16 protein-coding genes are annotated in these 19,014 nt (G+C 42.2%); 11 read left to right on the forward strand and 5 right to left on the reverse strand.

Translation table 11 applies throughout. The features are described 5' to 3' along the window. Positions 1-8: 8 nt before the first annotated feature. From C9J48_RS17880 to C9J48_RS17915, 8 genes are all read left to right on the forward strand, one after another. Positions 9-599: a HupE/UreJ family protein gene (locus C9J48_RS17880; protein WP_006232946.1), complete on the forward strand. Its 591-nt coding sequence runs from the start codon at positions 9-11 to the stop codon at positions 597-599. 52 nt (positions 600-651) lie between these two features. Continuing rightward, on the forward strand, positions 652-2,979 hold the full coding sequence (gene hypF, locus C9J48_RS17885) for a carbamoyltransferase HypF (protein ID WP_036804019.1): 2,328 nt from the start codon (positions 652-654) through the stop codon (positions 2,977-2,979). A 36-nt stretch (positions 2,980-3,015) separates the two neighbouring features. Then, on the forward strand, positions 3,016-3,273 hold the full coding sequence (locus C9J48_RS17890) for a HypC/HybG/HupF family hydrogenase formation chaperone (RefSeq protein WP_006232948.1): 258 nt from the start codon (positions 3,016-3,018) through the stop codon (positions 3,271-3,273). Continuing rightward, positions 3,270-4,388: a hydrogenase formation protein HypD gene (gene hypD, locus C9J48_RS17895; RefSeq protein ID WP_006232949.1), complete on the forward strand. Its 1,119-nt coding sequence runs from the start codon at positions 3,270-3,272 to the stop codon at positions 4,386-4,388. Before C9J48_RS17890 ends, hypD begins: the two co-directional genes overlap by 4 nt. Positions 4,389-4,399: 11 nt before the next feature. After that, positions 4,400-5,392 (forward strand): hydrogenase expression/formation protein HypE, encoded by a 993-nt coding sequence (hypE, locus tag C9J48_RS17900; RefSeq protein WP_006232950.1) that lies wholly within the window; start codon positions 4,400-4,402, stop codon positions 5,390-5,392. A gap of 44 nt (positions 5,393-5,436) precedes the next feature. Next, on the forward strand, positions 5,437-5,778 hold the full coding sequence (hypA, locus tag C9J48_RS17905) for a hydrogenase maturation nickel metallochaperone HypA (protein ID WP_006232951.1): 342 nt from the start codon (positions 5,437-5,439) through the stop codon (positions 5,776-5,778). A gap of 1 nt (position 5,779) precedes the next feature. Next, positions 5,780-6,793 (forward strand): hydrogenase nickel incorporation protein HypB, encoded by a 1,014-nt coding sequence (gene hypB / locus C9J48_RS17910; protein ID WP_036804022.1) that lies wholly within the window; start codon positions 5,780-5,782, stop codon positions 6,791-6,793. A 564-nt stretch (positions 6,794-7,357) separates the two neighbouring features. Then, positions 7,358-8,872, forward strand: a complete 1,515-nt coding sequence (locus tag C9J48_RS17915; protein ID WP_006232954.1) for an EAL domain-containing protein — start codon at positions 7,358-7,360, stop codon at positions 8,870-8,872. A 258-nt stretch (positions 8,873-9,130) separates the two neighbouring features. On the opposite strand, the gene C9J48_RS17920 is transcribed toward C9J48_RS17915, so the two are convergent. The 4 genes from C9J48_RS17920 to C9J48_RS17935 form a co-directional block, all read right to left on the reverse strand. Continuing rightward, a complete protein-coding gene (locus C9J48_RS17920; protein WP_006232955.1) occupies positions 9,131-10,627 on the reverse strand; it encodes a glycoside hydrolase family 18 protein in 1,497 nt (498 codons plus the stop codon). A gap of 649 nt (positions 10,628-11,276) precedes the next feature. After that, positions 11,277-11,570 carry a hypothetical protein gene (locus tag C9J48_RS17925; RefSeq protein WP_006232956.1) on the reverse strand — a complete coding sequence of 98 codons (294 nt, stop codon included), beginning with the start codon at positions 11,568-11,570 and terminating at the stop codon, positions 11,277-11,279. Positions 11,571-11,714: 144 nt separating this feature from the next. After that, positions 11,715-12,347: a hypothetical protein gene (locus C9J48_RS17930; protein ID WP_006232957.1), complete on the reverse strand. Its 633-nt coding sequence runs from the start codon at positions 12,345-12,347 to the stop codon at positions 11,715-11,717. Next, on the reverse strand, positions 12,347-13,501 hold the full coding sequence (locus C9J48_RS17935) for an Arm DNA-binding domain-containing protein (protein ID WP_006232958.1): 1,155 nt from the start codon (positions 13,499-13,501) through the stop codon (positions 12,347-12,349). Before C9J48_RS17935 ends, C9J48_RS17930 begins: the two co-directional genes overlap by 1 nt. A gap of 970 nt (positions 13,502-14,471) precedes the next feature. Between C9J48_RS17935 and wecA (C9J48_RS17945) the strand changes: the two genes are divergently transcribed. Further along, positions 14,472-15,578 (forward strand): UDP-N-acetylglucosamine--undecaprenyl-phosphate N-acetylglucosaminephosphotransferase, encoded by a 1,107-nt coding sequence (wecA, locus tag C9J48_RS17945; RefSeq protein ID WP_036804135.1) that lies wholly within the window; start codon positions 14,472-14,474, stop codon positions 15,576-15,578. A 126-nt stretch (positions 15,579-15,704) separates the two neighbouring features. Here wecA (C9J48_RS17945) and wecA (C9J48_RS17950) read toward each other — a convergent pair whose 3' ends face one another. Beyond that, complete coding sequence (gene wecA / locus C9J48_RS17950) at positions 15,705-16,781, reverse strand: UDP-N-acetylglucosamine--undecaprenyl-phosphate N-acetylglucosaminephosphotransferase (protein WP_006232961.1); 1,077 nt, start codon at positions 16,779-16,781, stop codon at positions 15,705-15,707. 356 nt (positions 16,782-17,137) lie between these two features. Here wecA (C9J48_RS17950) and C9J48_RS17955 point away from each other — a divergent pair, with 356 nt between their 5' ends. After that, entirely contained in the window at positions 17,138-18,493 is a 1,356-nt protein-coding gene (locus C9J48_RS17955) for an MBL fold metallo-hydrolase RNA specificity domain-containing protein (protein ID WP_006232962.1), read from the forward strand. A 103-nt stretch (positions 18,494-18,596) separates the two neighbouring features. Continuing rightward, positions 18,597-18,890, forward strand: coding sequence for a hypothetical protein (locus tag C9J48_RS17960; protein WP_242610865.1), 294 nt, complete (start codon positions 18,597-18,599; stop codon positions 18,888-18,890). The last annotated feature ends 124 nt before the right edge of the window (positions 18,891-19,014 follow it).

Genomic DNA, 19,014 nt, shown 5'->3' on the forward strand with positions numbered 1-19,014 from the left:
CATTCGACATGAAAAAGAAATATTTATTAGCTGGCTTATTTACGCTGTTCTCACCATTGGCACTGGCTCACCCAGGTCATATTGGTACACATGGTTTTGAAAGTGGTTTTATTCATCCGCTAACCGGTATAGATCACCTGAGCGTCATGCTAGGTGTGGGTATGCTGGCTGCACTTTTGGGTGGTAAGGGGCGATACCGTCTGCCGTTAGCTTTTGTTGCCATCATGATTGTTGGCGGTGTTATGGGGATCTCTGGACTTGTGATGCCGGGTGTTGAAATTGGTATTGCATTGTCTGTGGTAGCTATGGGGATATTGCTATGCTCCGGTGCTCGCGTATCAGAAAAAGCCACGTTGGCCTTGGTGATGGGTTTTGCCTTATTTCACGGAATGGCTCATGGGATGGAAATGCCGCTCGATAGTCAGGCGCTGTATTACTTCTCAGGTTTTGTACTGGCGACAACAATGCTGCACATGTTTGGGATCTTTTTAGTACAGGTTGCTGTCAGTTGTATGAAGAACCGAGTGATCCTAAATGCGGTTGGATTTGGTATCGGAATGAGTATGACGGCATTTGGTGGCGCATTACTTTTTTCTTAACTGGGATCTCATGTGAATCTATCAACGGTTGGTCAGCAAGCGAGTGGCAAGTATGAGGCAGCGTAGGTTTATCCATATTACAGGCATTGTACAGGGAGTCGGATTTAGACCGTTTGTCTATCAATTGGCAATCCGGCATCAGTTGGCAGGATCTGTGATTAATGATTCCGAAGGCGTCAAAATAGATGTGCAAGGGAAACTTGAAGAGCTAGATGTATTCATTTCTGATTTAACGTTGCAAGCTCCACCACTCAGTCGAATTGATCAGGTGGCTGTCTGGCCACGCCCGTTGCACCAAGTGACATCGTTTTGCATCAAGCAAAGTAAAGGGCGGGCATTGACCAGTGTGTGTCTTTCGCCAGATCAGGGCATATGTAAGGAGTGTCGTGCAGATATTGCCGATTCAGCCTCGCGTTATTATCGTTACCCGTTTACCAACTGCACCCATTGCGGTCCCCGATACACCATTGTTGAAGCACTTCCTTATGATCGGGCGGTTACCGGAATGCGATCATTTTCGCTGTGTCAGCCTTGCCAGCAAGCTTATCAAAACCCGCTGGATAGACGCTACCATGCTCAGCCAATCAGTTGTGAGCACTGCGGCCCATCGGTTCGCTACGTGTCGGGTTCCGGCAAGGTACTGGCACACCAAGCGTTAGCTATTGATAAGACAGCGAAAACCTTGCAACGAGGTGGGATTGTAGCCATTAAAGGTCTGGGTGGTTTTCATTTGGCTTGTAATGCCAGTAATAGTGATGCCGTTACGCGTTTGCGCCAAATCAAACGTCGACAGCGCAAGCCGTTTGCGATCATGGTGGCTGATGGTAATGCAGCCAAGCAACTGGTATGGGGAGAAGCAAAAGAATGGGACATGTTGCATTCCCAACCGAGTCCGATTGTTTTAATGAAGAAAAAGGCCGTACCTCAATCTTACTTAGCTGCCAATGTCGCTCCCAGCGTACCGTATTTGGGGGTAATACTCCCTTATACACCGTTGCATGTTTTGCTATTAGAACATCTTGATCAAGCCATCGTGCTTACCAGTGCTAACGGTTCAGGCATGCCGATAGCGACGGAATATGACGAGGTCTACGATCAGTTCGACGGTTTGATTGACGGCGTATTGGATCACAACCGTCCGATCGTTCAGGCCTGTGATGACAGCGTGGTTCATTTTGCTGGTGGAAAACGCCGAGTACTGCGAATGGCTAGGGGATATGCGCCCTATAGTCAGGCTGGTAACGGTTCAGAATGGCCCATATTAGCAATGGGAGCCCAGCAGAAAGCCGCAATTGGTCTGTCTTTGGCTCAGCAGTGGATCCTCTCCCCCTTTATTGGCGATATCGATGATCTTGATACCCAGCATCGCTATTTGGATGTGATCCGTCACTTTGAGTCTTTGTATCAGGTTGAGCCAACGCAAATCATTTGCGACAGGCATCCGGGATATGTTTCAACGCAGTATGCTATTGAGCGTCAGCAGCTGGCCTCGCAAGCCATAACTCTGCATCAGGTTCAGCATCATCATGCTCATGTCTTGGCCGTTATGGCTGAGCATAAAATTAATCAGACTGTGTTGGGTTTTGCCTTTGACGGAACGGGGTGGGGCGATGACGGGACTGTGTGGGGCGGTGAGGTATTGTTGAGTTCTTCTCAGCATTTTGAGCGGGTTTTTCATTTGCGTCCATTTCGTTTGCTGGGCGGTGATCGTGCCATTAAATCTCCCGCCCGTATTGTGTTTGCGATGCTGCTTGAATGTTACTCCCTGAATGACATTAAGCGTATGGAACTCGCGGTATTTAAGAGGTGGTCCGAGAGCAAGATGGATAACCTATTTTTGCTCTGGCAGTCAGGTAATAGCTCGCCTTATACCTCTTCTATGGGGCGATTAATTGATGCATGGGCAAGCTTGTTGGGGTTGGTTGATTCTGTTGACTATGAAGGTGAATGTGGTTTGTTACTTGAACAGGCTGCATTGGCGGCGACGGGCTCCGTTGCGATGGAGTTTCATCTTACCAAAACCAACATGATCGATTGGCAACCTCTGCTTGATAACGCTTTGTCACTGATTGCAGCTGCCCCATCTGATTTATCGTCAGATACACAGTCAGGCACATGGTCGCTACTGGTGACTTTTCTCAGCCGAGGTTTGTTTGAGGCTATTGCGCATAACATCAAAATGGTCGCGGCCACTTTTCCTGCTTATCCCGTCGTGCTTTCTGGTGGGGTATTTCAAAATCGAGTTTTGCTCGATCTGGTTTATCAACAACTGTCTACATTAACGAATTCTATTTATTGCGGTGAAACCGTCCCGGTAAATGACGGGGGGATTGCCGCAGGGCAACTTTGGTATGCCACCCATGAGCCTGAAAGGGCGTGAGCGGTTATTCCGTACTGCATATATAACGAGGCAACAATGTGTTTATGTATTCCTTCTAATGTTTTGGAAGTTTATCCGGATGAATCTTCGGCGCTGGTCGACACCTTGGGTGTTCAGCGACAAGTTAGCACCCATCTGATTTCGGCCCCTTTGGTTGCTGGCGATCATGTTCTGATCCATGTTGGTTTTGCCATTAGTAAAATCGACCAACAGGAGGCACAAGAAAGCCTCGAAACCTATCGCCAGCTTTTGGCTGAAATGGACGAAGATGACATAAAGGTGCTATTACAATGATGCCATTGAAAGAGCTGTATCAAGGGTTTCGTCAGCCGGATGTTGTTAAGGCTATCGCGGAAAAAATTGCTCGGCGGGCCACTGAGCTTCAACAGCCACTTTATATCATGGAGGTGTGTGGAGGGCATACTCACACCATCATGAAGTATGGTTTAAAACAGCTATTGCCAGGTAATCTCCAGTTTGTACATGGTCCTGGGTGCCCTGTGTGCATTATGCCTAAAGAACGGATAGATCAGGCGATTGCATTGGCTCGGTTGCCAAATGTTGTGCTGGTTACTCTTGGCGATATGATTCGAGTGCCTGGTTCGAAAAGTACTCTGGCTCAGTGCCGTGCTGAGGGCGGTAATATCGAAGCCATTTATGATCCGATGGATGTGCTAAAAATCGCCCGTAACAATCCAGATAAACAGGTGGTCTATTTTGCTATTGGGTTTGAAACGACAACCCCGATGACAGCTGTGCTGGTGGAATGTGCTGAACAGCAGCAGTTAGATAACCTATTTTTCCACATTAACCATGTGCTGGTGATGCCGGCGATGGAAGCGGTGCTCGCTGGTGGCGAGTCTCCAATCAACGCATTTATTGGTCCGTCCCATGTGAGTGTGATCAGTGGCGCTAAAATCTACCAGCCCATTATCGATAACTACCGTGTGCCGTTGGTTGTAGGTGGTTTTGAACCTGTCGATGTCTTGGAGTCGGTTTTGATGCTGGTAGAACAGGCAGTATCTCGCCAAGTGGCCTTACAGGTGCAATACAGTCGTGCAGCGACCTATGCGGGTAATGAAACGGCCCAGCGTCAGGTTGACCGTGTTTTCGATGTTCGCGATCAATTCAACTGGCGAGGGCTGGGTAATATTCCTCGATCGGCTTTACAGCTTAAACCGTCCTTCCAGCATCGCGATGCTGAAGTGAAGTTCGCTGGACATTTCACCCATATTGACACACCAGATCATAAGCAATGTCGCTGTGGCGATATTCTCAAAGGTCTAGCCACACCACAAGAATGCAAAGTGTTTGGTAAAGCCTGTAAACCCAACCGCCCGATGGGCAGCTGTATGGTGAGTTCTGAAGGTGCTTGCAATGCTTATTACCGCTATGCTGACCGATGCTAAAGGACAGAAAAATGAAACGAGTACAACTTAGCCATGGTGGCGGTGGTCAAGAGATGAACCAACTGATCACCAAGCTTTTTTTTCGCCATTTGGGCAATGACATTCTTTTGCGCAATGAGGATGCAGCGGTACTGAGCTGCCAGGGCGAGATAGCAATGACGACAGACTGTTTTACCGTATCGCCGTTATTTTTTGCTGGAGGCAATATCGGCAAACTGGCCGTTGCCGGTACAGTTAATGACTTGGCGATGATGGGAGCTGAACCGCAATATCTCAGTTGTGGCTTTATTATCGAAGAAGGTTTTTTGTTTGATGATCTGGAAACTATCGTCAAGAGCATGGCCGAGGAGTTGAAAATTTCTGGTGCCAAGGTTGTGTGCGGTGACACCAAGGTCGTGCCGAAAGGATGTGCTGACGGACTGTTTATCAATACCACAGGTATCGGGCATATTCGCCAGTCGGGGATCTCGGCTCACAATGTTCAATCGGGGGACGCAATTCTGGTTTCTCGAGATATTGGCTGCCATGGTGCTTGTGTTTTGTCGGCGCGTGAATCCCTAAAGTTAGTGAATCCGATTGAAAGTGACTGCGCTACATTATGGCCGGTGATCAAGAGTTGTCTTGAACAACAAATCCCTATTCATAGTTTGCGGGATGCCACTCGAGGTGGTATTTCAGCGGTGCTCAATGAGTGGTGCGAGGCTTCACGTGTTCAATTGGTACTCGAAGACAAAGCAATTGCAGTGAGTGATGATGTGCAGGGTGTTTGCGAACTGTTTGGCTTTGAGCCTTATGATTTAGCCAACGAGGGTACCTTTATCATGGCTGTACCAGCCGATGCTGCCGAAGATGCATTAGCCATTTTGAGGCAGTTTTCTGAGCATGCAGCACTTGTTGGCTATGCGACTCAAGATACGCCTCATAAAACCATCTTAAATAGTCCATGGGGAAGCCGTCGTTATTTGGATTTCCCTAATGGCGAGCTGTTACCACGAATCTGCTAATTAGCGGTGAAGCAAGAGAAGTCGGTGGAATAAGAGAGTATGCAATGCATGAATTATCTATCAGCTTGAATACCGTTGATACGGTTGTTGAGCATGCGACACGCCAAGGATTCAAACGGGTAACCGCTGTCACTCTCGGGATAGGCACTTTGTCCTGTATTGAACCACAAGCGCTGGAAACGGGATTTGAGTTTGCCTGTCGTGGAACGATGGCTGATGGGGCAACGTTAGTGATCGATATGATTTCGGCCCGAGCATGGTGCCAGAGTTGTCAGCAGTCAGTCATATTAGCGGCTCGGGGAATATGTTGCCCGAGCTGCCAAGGTTACCAATTGGCTATTGAGACTGGCGATGAATTAATGATTAAACATATAGAGGTCGAGTAAAATGTGTAACGTCTGCGGCTGCGGAGATAGCCAACTTGAAGGTCATCACCATGATCACGATCACCACCACCACCACGAACATGCACATACTGCGCATAACCATAGTGAACACCATATTGCCAAGGAAGTCACCTCGCAACCGGTAGTGATCCATCATCATTATCATCACCAAGGAGATGTTCATCATCATGTTCATTACGGTGTAGTACCGGACGAACATCAACAGCATTCTCATTCACACTTAGCGTCTGCACAGCAGGAGCATTCTGAGGTAGAACATCAGCCGAAGATGTCACAGCAGGGTGACTTACATTACGGCAAGGGTGAAGCTGAGGTACATGTTTCTGGTGTGTCGCAGCGACAGCTACTGACACTCGAGCAGGATATTCTTGGTAAGAATAATCATCTGGCCGCGCACAATCGCGAGCATTTCAATGCAAACCAGCAGTTAGTACTGAATCTGGTTTCTAGCCCCGGCTCAGGTAAAACAACGCTGTTGACGGAAACGCTTAACCAGCTGAAACATCAGCATATCTGTGCGGTTATTGAAGGCGATCAGCAGACCAGCAATGATGCTGATCGGATACGTGCGACCGAGGTGCCTGCGATTCAGGTTAATACAGGTAAAGGCTGCCATCTGGATGCTAAGATGATTCATGACGCTTATCATCAGTTAGCGATGAATGAATCTGGCGTGTTGTTCATCGAGAATGTCGGCAACCTAGTGTGCCCGGCTAGTTTTGACCTTGGTGAAACCAGTAAAGTGGTTATTTTGTCGGTGACGGAAGGGGAAGATAAGCCGCTTAAATACCCTAATATGTTTGCAGCAGCAGAGCTTATGCTAATCAACAAAGTGGATTTGTTGCCGTATGTTGATGTAAAAATTGAAGACTGTATTGAAAATGCCCGCAAGGTAAATCCATCAATTCAGGTGATTAAAGTCTCGGCCAAAACCGGAGAAGGAATGGAGGCTTGGTTAAACTGGCTTAATGAGCAGCTTGCTAATCAACAGTAATTATCTGGATTTGGAATAAAAAATGGACAAGTAGTTAAATTATGTTGTCATAACAATGACTTTGATGAATGGAAGCACCAAGAAATAACATTATGTCTCCCCCTGAATCATATGGTTCAGGGAGTACTGTGATTAATTAAATACCTGTTTGTTACCGGCTTTTAGTCGTTGAAATTGATTTTCTGGTTGGGACACTTAGTACAACAAGGTTAATTAATTTATACCTTATAGGATTAGATTCATATAAGGGCGGTCCGACGATCAAAATATCTTATCTATTAACGGCAGGACTGGGTAAATTACCGAGTCACCTCGCTGAATATTTATTCGAATCTAACAACGTCTATTATTCCACTGTGGTATAAGAATAATATATTTTGTGATAGCATGCAGACTAACATTGCTGAGTTATTGCTGAATAAAAGCTTTATCGAGAAAGGTTAATATAATTTTCAAATCTGTACTGATTAGACTATTGTTATAATCTTAAATAGATTGGATCACAGCTGCAAATGTAAGCGTGTAATCCAAATCAGTATCTACAATAGAAATGGTATTTACTGGATGAATAAAAAGTCGCTAAAGTATCAGGAAATTGTTGTTTATTTACTTCCCCTTGTAATCATCTATATTACAGGTTCATATTTAATCCGTAGTAGTATTCACGAAACTTTGGTAACTACTGCAAATAGATATATTCAAATATCAGATGATATTTTTTCTGATGTTGAGAACGAAAATAAGACTGCATTACTTGACCCTACAAACTGTGTGCTGCACGAGCAGAATTTGCGTTATGAGCATGATATAGAAGAGATGCAGGTATTTCTTAACCAAGATATAGTTTGCTCATCGCGAGGGGATAGAGTCGATATGAAGGCAATGTATGTTTCTAGTGAGGAATTGTCTTCAACGTTATTTATAACACCAGCTCCTTATAGTGATACCGGCACAGGTATTTCAGTCATTAATAAAGATAAAGCGGGTAACGGATATTACGCGGTCTCATCTATTGAACGAAATTATATGAGATCAACAGTAGGTTATTGGCTAAATGAGCGATTGAAGCGAGCTGTAATTTTTATTGATGGTGCTAGTGCTCCTTTGGGGCAAAAAAAGAGTGGAAGTAATCCCCAGTATATTGCTATATCAGATTTATACGGATATGAAATGTTGCTTGAAGCCAGTGATACATTCGTATCCGAACGTAAAACATTTTATTTCCTTTTATCTATCCCTATTACATTGGTTTTATATCTAACGCTGTACTACATGCGATATTTATTTAGTCGTGAACGTAGTATGTATACGGAAGTGAAACTTGCACTTAAAATGCGTGAGTTCTTTCTTCACTATCAGCCACATATTGATGCCTCTTCTGGTAGTGTCTTTGGTCTAGAAGCTTTGATTCGTTGGCAACATCCTGTGCGAGGGGTGATATATCCCGATGTTTTTATTCCACTTATGGAGGAATACGGGTTGATAAATGAGATGACTGATTATGTGTTGGAAACGGCTTATCATGACTTGGTTGAAAAGGACTTAACGGCTGGTTTGCACCTAGGTATTAATGTACCGCCAGGCTATTTTTCTGACAAAAAAAATATCAGTTTGCTAAAAAAATATAAGCAAAAATTTGACAATATTGGTATACGTCTTGGCTTGGAAATTACAGAAAGACAGTTTCTCGATGATTTAGCTCGAGAGAGCATTAGTCATCTACGTACTGCTGGTATAGATATTCTTATCGATGATTTCGGAACAGGGCAAACGTCACTTTCTGTATTGGAACAAACTAATATTGATTATCTGAAAATTGATAAATGTTTCGTTGATTCGATTGGCCATGAAAGTGTTAATGCACCAATTCTTAACGCAATAATTAATTTAGCAAAAGAGCTTAATGTTGGTCTTATTGCTGAAGGGGTAGAAACTGAGGTTCAGGCGCAATATTTACTTGCTCAAGAAGTCACTCTTCATCAAGGTTACCTTTATGCTAAGCCAATGCCAATAGAAGAGATGTGCTCATCTGAAGGTAAATTAAAAGAGTTGAGTACAATCAATCCCCTGCGAGCTTAGGGGCTAGTTGACTGGTATTGATAATATTTCATTCTACAACTGGTGAGGCTTCATCCTGTTGAACCAAAATGCTCTAGTTGGGGGCTGCAAAAAATGTAATTGATTACGCACTAATTAAGAAGCTGACTTTCGCTTCTGGTGGATTCAATATACGTCTGGTCAACGTTTCTGGAGTGCGGATGATAAATAAGGGGCTGTTTGATTTATGGCTGAGTAATGATGAATAGCCCCATTTATAGTTTTCTGGTCGGTGAATGTTTAGTTACAAGGACCTAGTGGTTTCCACCAATGATCAGCGCTACCTGGTGTAACATTGAATAGGTTATTTGCCAAAGCCTCATATTTATTACCTTGATAGTGAACTTGATCACCTATCATGTAATACCCATTGCCCGTTTTAGCCTCATAGCTCTGATAAGCAGCAAGGCCATCACAAGAGATAGGGTCTGATACCGTAATAGTATGCTCTACCATATCAGTATTACCTTCTCTATCAGTGACCCTTAATGAGAAAAGATTTTTTCCGATATGTTGTTGCTTAAAAGCAACTTCCAGCTTAACTAGATCTGCGCCTACCGAGTTACCATTCCAAGTCCATTGGTAACTCACTGAGCCAACGACACTATGTGAACCTTGACCATCCAATATTACGGTATCATTCACTTGTGCACTATCTGGTGCGTCAATAACAGCTGATAGTTTATCAATCGGATCTGGATTATTGGTTGTTTCAATCATCTTAGATAGGGTCTGATTAGTATCATCCTGCCCAATTTCCCAAACAGCAATCCCGCCATATCCTGCTTCATTGGCATAGTTGATTTTTGCTGCTACATTGCTTGGACTATCGTAGAAAACAATGCTGTTGTCTGAATCGGAGTAAGCGTGAGTGCCTAGCCAGTCGTCTTCAACTACTTTGTAGCCTTTTGCAAGAAGATCTTGTAATTGACCGAAAGTAAGGGCTTTGAAATCAGAAAACGTCGAGCCCACTGTTGTTGCATTGGTATAATGGTTAGCATAAAAAGGGACACCAACATGCATGCTTTCAGGTAAGACTCCTCGACTTTCCCAGTATTGAAAACCATCCTGAATACTTCTTTCAAGGCCTGAATGGTGTCCTGTTGTTTTTGACCATGCACCATTATAGCTATATGACATGATAACTAAGTAGTCCGAATCAATAAGTGCTTCCACTGGCGTATTATCACCAAAATATGCACTGGGTGATATCGCATTTGAGATTAACAACCCATGTTTATCTGCTTCAATGTTCAGTTCTTCCATAAGTTTTATATAGGCATTTTTATGCTCAGTGGTAGAAGGTCGGTAGCCCCACTCCCAATCGATATCAATACCGTCGGCTTGCCAGTCTAGTGCTAGTTGTATGGCATTGGTAACAAATGCAGTTCTCGTGACTGTATTAGACGCCATCTCAGGAAAATACTTCGAGCTTCCTTCAGAGGTTCCACCAAAAGTAATCATCATTTTCGCATCAGATGCTGCTTGGTTTTTGAAGTCTGTAAAGTACTGAGCCATCGATGCTTTGCTTTTGCCTGAAGGCCAACCCAAGCGACCATCAGCCAGAGGGGTCACTGAAAAAAAATGGATATGTGTATACATAGTGATATCCATTTTTTTGACAGCATCAAATCTATAATCAGGAATATAACCGATTACGTTAACGTTGCTTGCAGCAACTTGTCCGCTAAAAAGTATCGCGATAGATAAACATGAAATTAATGTTTTTTTTGTCATTTATTGATTCCTTTGCATTCTATTTTTCAGATTTATTAGGGAGTATTGTAATAATTAAAGTGAGCAGATTTAGCCCGAGGTTGACTCTAAACAGATTGGATAAAACCCTCAATATTAAAGGGGGTACTTATGAAGGAAGATCTATTGGGCTGTTGCAAAAAAAGTAACTACGGATCAAAACTGGACTTAATGTAATAAACCATACCACCCTATAACGTCTCGTCAGATGGTTTTATCGTAGAGTTATGAAGAAGTACAAAGGTACTGATTTATAAATATAATTAGGCTGCAAACGTGTAAAACTCAGTCATCGCTCAGAATTCTTTTCTTCCCTAACAAATTTAGTGATTCAATGTTCAACTCTGAATTAAAACGGAAGCACTTTGCCCCGAGATCATTCCTTGGTGCCTACGCTAGTATGGAACGATATCAATGAATTATGTCAACCTCAGCGACATACTGGAAAAGCGAGTCTAGTCAACTATCCAAGGGGCTGAATTATTACGGATGTTGAATACGGGATAATTTGATTGTTGGTTACGTCATAATGGACAGTGAACTTTTTAAAACAATTGTTCAATAAAAACTGAACTGAACTGAACTAGAGTCTAGGAAAACCTAGAACAATCATGAATGCCTACTTCAATACCTATGACAGGTTGAGATGGTAGTGTAAGGAAAAGTCACAAAAGACTTTTGGATTTCTTGCAATACAAGACCACAGGATGGGCGCAAATTTCTTAATCTGTTCAACGTCGCTGCGAATACTGGAGTCAGCCCCTTTTTTTTCCTCTTCTAGCCATTCATCGGGCGTAAGACAAGTCATTCCTTGTTGTAAAAATTTAGGGATTTCTTGAGATATTTTTGCTTCAGAACCAGTACTGACGATAAAGGTGTGTCCTTCGCCTGTTGCGAAGTAATCGACCATAGCAATTTTATACATATAAACCTCGATTCAATAGAACCAAACGCAGATAAGAGCAGGTCACAACTGATACAATTCAGATAGTTATCTGATGGTGAGTGTGAGATTTGCCCAACGGTTAATACTCTCCCCTGAGCGATATCGCTCAGGGGAGAGTGGTGATTAATTAAATATTTGTTCGCCGATAAATAACGGACCGAGTCGCTGCCAGTGTTGTTGGTAACCCGGTTTATTAATTGTTAAATATTGTTCGCTGAGTAAGAGAAATAATTGAGTGTGATGATCGACAGCAATAATGCCGTTAGGCCCTTCATAGATTTCATCCCACAAGCCAGAATCAAATAACACTTGCAGTGCAATGAGGCGGATCGTTCGGTGTAAATGGTGGTGCCAAAGTTGTTCGAAAGAACAGGGCGAAGCCCTAAGAATATGCTGTGAAACGTGTTGGTAATACACCAAGAGCGGTAGATCGGGATAGGCATAATGATACGGTATCCACAGCGGTGTTTCCCACAATGAAGGGCTGTGCTGAAATCCATGTGTCGCGTGCTGTAGCCCATGTTTACCTGACTCTTTTTGAACAACTGGGTAGCGTTGCTGAGCATAAAGGCTCAACTCACATTGGAGGCGAGGAGAAGGCAGATCCCCTAGCGGTTCGCCGCTGGCTTTGAGCAAGTGCAAAAGATCGGCTGATTGCCCTCCCAACGCAACAAGGTGAACGAGACTGATTGGATCTCGTTGGCCACTATTGACTAAATGATGCGCCAAGGCGCGAAGACTGATATAACCAGACATTATTGACCTCCTTGCATCATCGCATCGAAGGCACTGCCATCTTGTCGAGCAGCATTGATGACGTAAGGGGCATAGACTTCATACAGCATGCGGGTACTGCTGTGTCCGAGCAGGCGCGAGACATAGAGTGGATTTTCGTGAGCTGCCAAGTGAAGCACGGCTGCGGTATGGCGCGTTTCATAGGGGCGACGTTTTGCTAAGTTGGCTTTTATGAGGGTGGGATACCACAGGTATTTATTCACATAACGGGTATCTAACGGGAAACCTTTTGGGTGAGTAAAGACAAATTGCCCATTCGTTTTCTCGACCGCCCGTTGCAAAGCGGCTTTAACGGTCGCAGTCATCACGATTTCACGGTTTGATTTTGGGGTTTTGACATCGGTGAGTTCACCATTGACCCAGTTACGTCGAACACGAATTAAATCATGGGTAAAATCGACACAGTCCTTCATTAAACCATGCACTTCACAGCTTCGCATGCCCGTATGAAATCGGATTAAATAATAATCGCGCCATTGAGGGGCGACGGTTGCAAGAAAGCTGTTCACTTCGTCTTGAGTCATCGGGTTCGGATCGCTGGCTTCTTCACGTAAAGGCTTGAGTCGTTCAAGTGGATAGGGGAAATCATGTTCGTCAGCCGCGATATGCAAAAGGCTGATCAATGGGACCAGAATGATATTAATCCGCTTATTACTTAGTTTTCGACTGCCATCCTTTTTTGTCAGTTCACAAAGCTGACTACGTAGCGTCTGTACATCCTTGAAGGTGATGGTATTCATTATTTTGTCACCGAAAGCGGGCAACAGATAGTTCTTCAAGATACTGATCACATTGATGCGGTAGCTATTTTTCCATTCGTGCGTTTGGCGTGCGAGCCACTCTTGACTGAACGTATCAAAATAAGGAGTACTTAACGCGGGGTTTTTGGCGCGTTTCAGTAGCTGGAATTTCTCGACCTTTTTACTGTCAGGAAAGAAATCTTTATAGTCAAAAGAGCCCAAAGCCAGCTCGGCATTGAGGCGCTTAAGGACTGCTTTGGTTTTCTTCAGATTGTAAGGGGTAGCGGATAGGCCGGAGGTTTCGCGGAACCTCACACCATAGACACACAAGTCGTACTGAATTACCCCGTTGGGGCGGACACGTATTTTCGCCATCGGATATCTCCATGAATAGGTTTTACCGACAGGTTCACGTATACTGATTCCGTCGGCTGGGGGTTGCTTCTAAAGGTGATGTTCAGCCGATACGGGTCAGAGTGGTTGCCGCCACTCTGGCCCAGCTGCGTTATGCGCCGAGTTTTCTATCACTCGGTCTCTTTACCGTAGTAAAGTACTGTGTATTTATCCAGTTTTATTTTTGCTTTATATCCCAATTCTGCAGTTATACGTTGTACAGGTTTGCTTACAATCTTCCGGTAAAGACCTAATTCATTAGCTTGAAAGCACTTGATGAGCGTGAATAGTGAGGCTTTTCGGCGACCAAGGTGTTGAAATAATTCAACACAAAAAATCAGTTCTATTTTATTGTTTATATAAACGTGTTTTGTCTCAATGAGCATTTAATATGGCTCATTGATGACCAAGGTTTTAATATAGTGTTTATTTTTAATGAGTTAGGTGTGGTAGGCGAGAGGGGTTAATAGAGAAGGCTATTTGTGTTTTAATTTGAAGTTGATGATTCATATTTAAATACCTGAAAGCGTTGTATAGAAAACTGTCAATATTTTGTCCTACTTATTCGGTCAATATCTCATTTAATACCGTCGCTTCTCGCTGTTTTTTAAGGGCGTGGGTGATTGTGCAATGTTAATATCTATAACCTCTGCAATAATAGACATTAAAACCTGAAAAGTTGATTTTTTTAATGAATTTCAGTGTGAAATGTCTGATATAGCTCTTTTTTGTATTACCTATTTATAGCGTCATGCTTTTGTAATACAGTGTAGCTAGATTATGCTAGTGAGCGTTCTGTTGCATATTTGTGTGGGTTAATATGTGGTGAGTAAATAACATTATTTTATGGTTAGCCTCTCTGGGGTTGGTTAAAGAGTAATGCTATTTACTTTCTATATGCCAAAGCGTTTGGATGCGCTTGGGCAAGTTTAAAATTTATAAGGTCATTGTTATGACATCTGCATTTTTCTTTGTTTTTATAACATCGTTTTGCATGCTTTTTATCTGTCGAAAATTAGCCAAAGCTGTTGGATTGGTCGATAAGCCAAACGCCAGAAAACACCATCAAGGTGTCATTCCTTTGGTGGGTGGCGTTTCAATATTCCTAACATTGATCGTGACATCCTTTTTGTTCCCTCAACTTAAGGTTGTTTCACCGCTCTTTCTAAGTTGTGCCACAATTTTGGTAGTAACGGGGGTGATCGATGATCGTTATGACATCAGTTTTAAAGCTCGGTTGATTATTCAAACAATTATCTCGCTAGTTATGATTGGTGTAGGTAATAAAAGCCTTCATAGCCTTGGGTACTTGATGGGAAGTGATGTCATTGAATTATCGGTAGTATCGAGTGTTGTTATTACTGTTCTAGGGATAATTGGTGCGATAAATGCGTTTAATATGGTTGATGGTATTGATGGGTTACTTGGTGGGTTAGCATCGGTTACCTTTGGCGCTTTAGGCTTTGTATTTTTAATTAACGGTAATCGTGATTTAGCAATATTTTGTGGTTTAATGGTGACCGCTATGATGCCCTATATTCTACTTAATATGGGGTTCCCTTTAGGCCGTCGGTTTAAAGTTTTCATGGGGGATGCTGGCAGCATATTCATTGGTTTTACGGTAATTTGGTTACTGATAGAAGCGACTCAGGGGCCTAATGCAACACCTATCCGACCTGTTACAGCATTGTGGATGATCGCGATCCCATTAATGGATATGGCAACCATTATGATACGCCGTATTCGAAAAGGACACTCACCATTTAAGCCTGACAGAGAACACCTGCATCATATATGCCAGCGTTTAGGTATGTCGAATCATATGGCTTTATTTATTATTTGTTTAATGGCTTCTATTATGGCAGGTGTGGGCATTGGGGCTGATATGGCACAAATACCAGAGTCGGTGATGTTTATTAGCTTTCTGTGCATTTTTTCAGTGTATTTTTTTGTTATTAGTCATATATGGCGTATTACGACACTTGTACATCGTATCTTTAAGGTTAGAAAGCCTGCGATATCAGAACCGTCTAGCAGCGATAGTGTAACGAATCTGTAACGCATTAAATTAATTATAATAGCAGAAACGAAGCTGCAGCCGATAGTCAGTTTTAAAGAGCGCCCTTTATTGGGCACTTTTTGTATGTGGGACGTTATTTGACTTTTGTTTATTAATTAACGAACTTTATTCTGTAGGTGATGTGCTGAGTGAATGTAAACGGGCAAAAAATACCGACAGATGTGAAAGGTATGACACTAAAATAAAATACACCACAAACAAGCTTGAAAAACTAAACAGCATTACTACTTCAGAGGTATCATTGATTTCGCTCCAAATACCAATGCATGCACAAAAAGCAGATAAACCACATAGAATTAAGAGTATGAGTTGATTAGGTACCCCTAATACCTGAAGTTTATGATGAAGGTGTTGTTTATCTGGCTGAAAGGGTGATCGACCATTTTGTATGCGACTTACTATAATCGTTGCCATATCCATTAATGGGAATGCGATTAACCATAAAGCCGTTACAGGTTTAAATGATGGAGAACTATTGAGTTGAGTGCCATGTAATAGCAGCCAAATAACGGTAAAACCAATAAAAAGGCTACCAGCATCCCCCATGAAAACCTTTGAATTTTCACCAAAAACAAATTCAAGGTTTAAGATAAGGTAAGGTATTACTGCAATAATCATAATGGAACAGAAATAATAGAGTTCAACGTTATTGTTTAGCCAGAATAAATAGCCTAAAGCCGAAAATACGACAATTGTTACTCCGCCAAGTAGCCCATCGACACCGTCAATCATATTAAATGCATTCATTGCGCCTACTATAGCCAATATGGTGACTATATTGCTTACTAGTGGTGCTAGCGTTAATTCTTTTGGGCTAAATATAGCGCCTAAGTTATGTATGCTTATATCTCCAAATTTCATTACCGTTATTGATACAAGTATTTGAATGGCCAAGCGTATATTTACCTGTATGTTATTTTTATCATCAAGAATGCCAGTTAATACTAATATTGATGAGCAGAGTAAAAAGATATTATATTTGATGGTGAGTGCTGGATGTAGAAATAAAACCATTGATAAAGTTAAGAAAATAGAGATCCCACCCACCAGAGGGATGAATCCACGGTGTGATTTTCTTAATGATGGTTTATCAACGAGACCTACATTTTTAGCGATACGCCTTAGTATAAAAATCAAAATAAACGATAATAAGAAAATAACAATTAACTCAATAAATATCATGAATCAAGGCCTTATTAATCATGTTATCAGTCGATATATTTCCTAGTACTGTTATATCAATGGGTTATACATGTCCTGATACATTTATTTTGAATTTTTTAATCAGTATTTTACTGACTTTCACTGTATTGAGCTTAGTGTCAGTATTACGAGTATGTCAAAGTAAAGAGCAAAATAGTCATATATCTCTATGATTATTTTATGCTGTATTAGGATATGTGTGTGTTTAACATAGATTAATGCTTTATTTTTAAAGTTATTTTCGTGATGTGACTCGAGCAATTTTTCATCTATTTACTTTCAACGCATCAGCTTTGGCATCATTCAGATCTTCTCAAGTTCATTAGGAGATGGCAGTGGAGATCTTACATCACGGTGCTAAGGTGGGTGTGACTGGCTCATGTCATGAAATTAAGCTAGGAAAGCATGGGTTACTTATCGATTGTGGTATGTTTCAGGGGAGTGAGTCTAAAGATGTGTTAGATATCGACTTTCCTATCGAACATATTCACGCATTGCTTTTAACCCATAGCCATATTGATCATGTTGGGCGTATTCCTTGGTTATTGGCGGCGGGTTTTAAAGGGAAAATCTATGCATCTGAAGCAACGGTGGCTTTATTACCTTTAATGCTTGCTGATGGGTTAAAAATTCAACTTGGTTTTAATCAGCAGCAATGTGATCAATTTACGCTATTAGTCAAATCACGTTTAAAAGCGATCCCTTATGATTGTTGGGCTCAAATTATTTTACCATCTGGTGAATTGGTTAAAATTCGATTTCAACCTGCAGGTCATATTCTAGGTTCAGCGTATATTGAAATCATGCTTTCAACTGGCGAAATAGTGGTGTTTTCGGGGGATCTAGGGTCGTGTAATACACCATTATTAGTTGATCCTATTTCGCCTGAAATCGTTGATACATTAGTCATTGAAAGTACTTATGGTGATCAGGTACATCATGATGTTGAAAGGCGAGAAGCCCAGATTAAGGGAATTATCGAGCGTTCGTTAATCGATGGTGGAGTAATACTGATACCTGCTTTTAGTGTCGGTCGTACACAAGAGCTATTGTTTGATATTGAAAATATTATTGCGGCGTCTAACGCCAAAAATGAGGCGGTTAATTGGCAAGAAATTCCGGTCATACTCGATTCGCCTTTAGCCGGGGACATTACAGCGCAATACCGGAATTTTAAAATGCTATGGGCAAAAGAAGCGAAAGAACGAAAACAACAAGGGCGTCACCCGTTGTCTTTTTCTCAATGTATTACGATTGAGCAGCATAGCGATCATCAGGCGTTAGTAAACAGGCTTAAAATTTCGGGTGAACCTGCGATAGTTGTAGCTGCCAGTGGCATGTGTTCTGGTGGGCGGATTGTTAACTATCTTGAAGCGTTACTGCCAGATAAAAGAACTGATGTCATTATGGTCGGTTATCAAGCTAAGGGTACGTTAGGGCGTGATTTATATAGTGGTAAGCGCATGATTACAATCAATAACACAGTTATAAACGTTAAAGCCCAAATACATATGATGTCAGGTTATTCAGCTCATGCTGATCAGGCTGACTTATTAAAATTTGTGGGTGGAATTAAACAAGGACCAATACAAATTAATGTTGTGCATGGTGATAAACAAGCTCAGTTAGCCTTCGCAGAATTACTGCAGCAAATAAAACCACAAGCTAAAATAGTGACTGGATTTTCTTAAAAATAATAAAAAAGTACAATTAAAAACCCGTTTATTTTATCTCATCTATAATTTTATCAGTAATTAATTACGAACGATGTTCGTCGTTACTGATAGGGAATTGATGATGAAAGCGTGTTCAATAATTCTTTTGTTAAGCAGTATATTCACTTTTTCTGTGAATGCCGCCGATGAAGTGGTGACAAAGTCTACTGCGAATACAGCTAATACAACAACCGAAGCTGCAGCGTCTAAAGGTACAGCCGCGGGTATTGATACAGCATTTGCTGCATCAGCGGGGGGTATTACAGCAACAGTGGTGGCTGTCGGGGTAGCGGCTATTGTTATTGGTGTCGCAGTCTCTGATTCTGGCGGTGGGGATGATCCGGCACCACCAGTAACCGCTGCTGTAAATTAAGTAGGTATATTAAGCGGGTAAATTGAGCTGGTATATTAAAAGCGAATACGGCATTAAATCTTACGCCGAATCGACAATTGTATTCGGCGCAATGTACGTTTTTTATACGCTAGCCATTTAACGT

Origin of the sequence: Photobacterium profundum (assembly GCF_003026285.1) — a bacterium.
Lineage (GTDB): Bacteria > Pseudomonadota > Gammaproteobacteria > Enterobacterales > Vibrionaceae > Photobacterium > Photobacterium profundum.

Coding starts and splice junctions, on each gene's coding strand:
- C9J48_RS17915 (WP_006232954.1), top strand. CDS start 7,358: ATGAATAAAAAGTCGCTAAAGTATCAGGAAATTGTTGTTTATTTACTT.
- C9J48_RS17925 (WP_006232956.1), bottom strand. CDS start 11,570: ATGTATAAAATTGCTATGGTCGATTACTTCGCAACAGGCGAAGGACAC.
- C9J48_RS17880 (WP_006232946.1), top strand. CDS start 9: ATGAAAAAGAAATATTTATTAGCTGGCTTATTTACGCTGTTCTCACCA.
- wecA (WP_006232961.1), bottom strand. CDS start 16,781: ATGATATTTATTGAGTTAATTGTTATTTTCTTATTATCGTTTATTTTG.
- hypD (WP_006232949.1), top strand. CDS start 3,270: ATGATGCCATTGAAAGAGCTGTATCAAGGGTTTCGTCAGCCGGATGTT.
- wecA (WP_036804135.1), top strand. CDS start 14,472: ATGACATCTGCATTTTTCTTTGTTTTTATAACATCGTTTTGCATGCTT.
- C9J48_RS17890 (WP_006232948.1), top strand. CDS start 3,016: ATGTGTTTATGTATTCCTTCTAATGTTTTGGAAGTTTATCCGGATGAA.
- hypF (WP_036804019.1), top strand. CDS start 652: ATGAGGCAGCGTAGGTTTATCCATATTACAGGCATTGTACAGGGAGTC.
- C9J48_RS17930 (WP_006232957.1), bottom strand. CDS start 12,347: ATGTCTGGTTATATCAGTCTTCGCGCCTTGGCGCATCATTTAGTCAAT.
- C9J48_RS17960 (WP_242610865.1), top strand. CDS start 18,597: ATGATGAAAGCGTGTTCAATAATTCTTTTGTTAAGCAGTATATTCACT.
- hypE (WP_006232950.1), top strand. CDS start 4,400: ATGAAACGAGTACAACTTAGCCATGGTGGCGGTGGTCAAGAGATGAAC.
- C9J48_RS17920 (WP_006232955.1), bottom strand. CDS start 10,627: ATGACAAAAAAAACATTAATTTCATGTTTATCTATCGCGATACTTTTT.
- hypB (WP_036804022.1), top strand. CDS start 5,780: ATGTGTAACGTCTGCGGCTGCGGAGATAGCCAACTTGAAGGTCATCAC.
- C9J48_RS17935 (WP_006232958.1), bottom strand. CDS start 13,501: ATGGCGAAAATACGTGTCCGCCCCAACGGGGTAATTCAGTACGACTTG.
- hypA (WP_006232951.1), top strand. CDS start 5,437: ATGCATGAATTATCTATCAGCTTGAATACCGTTGATACGGTTGTTGAG.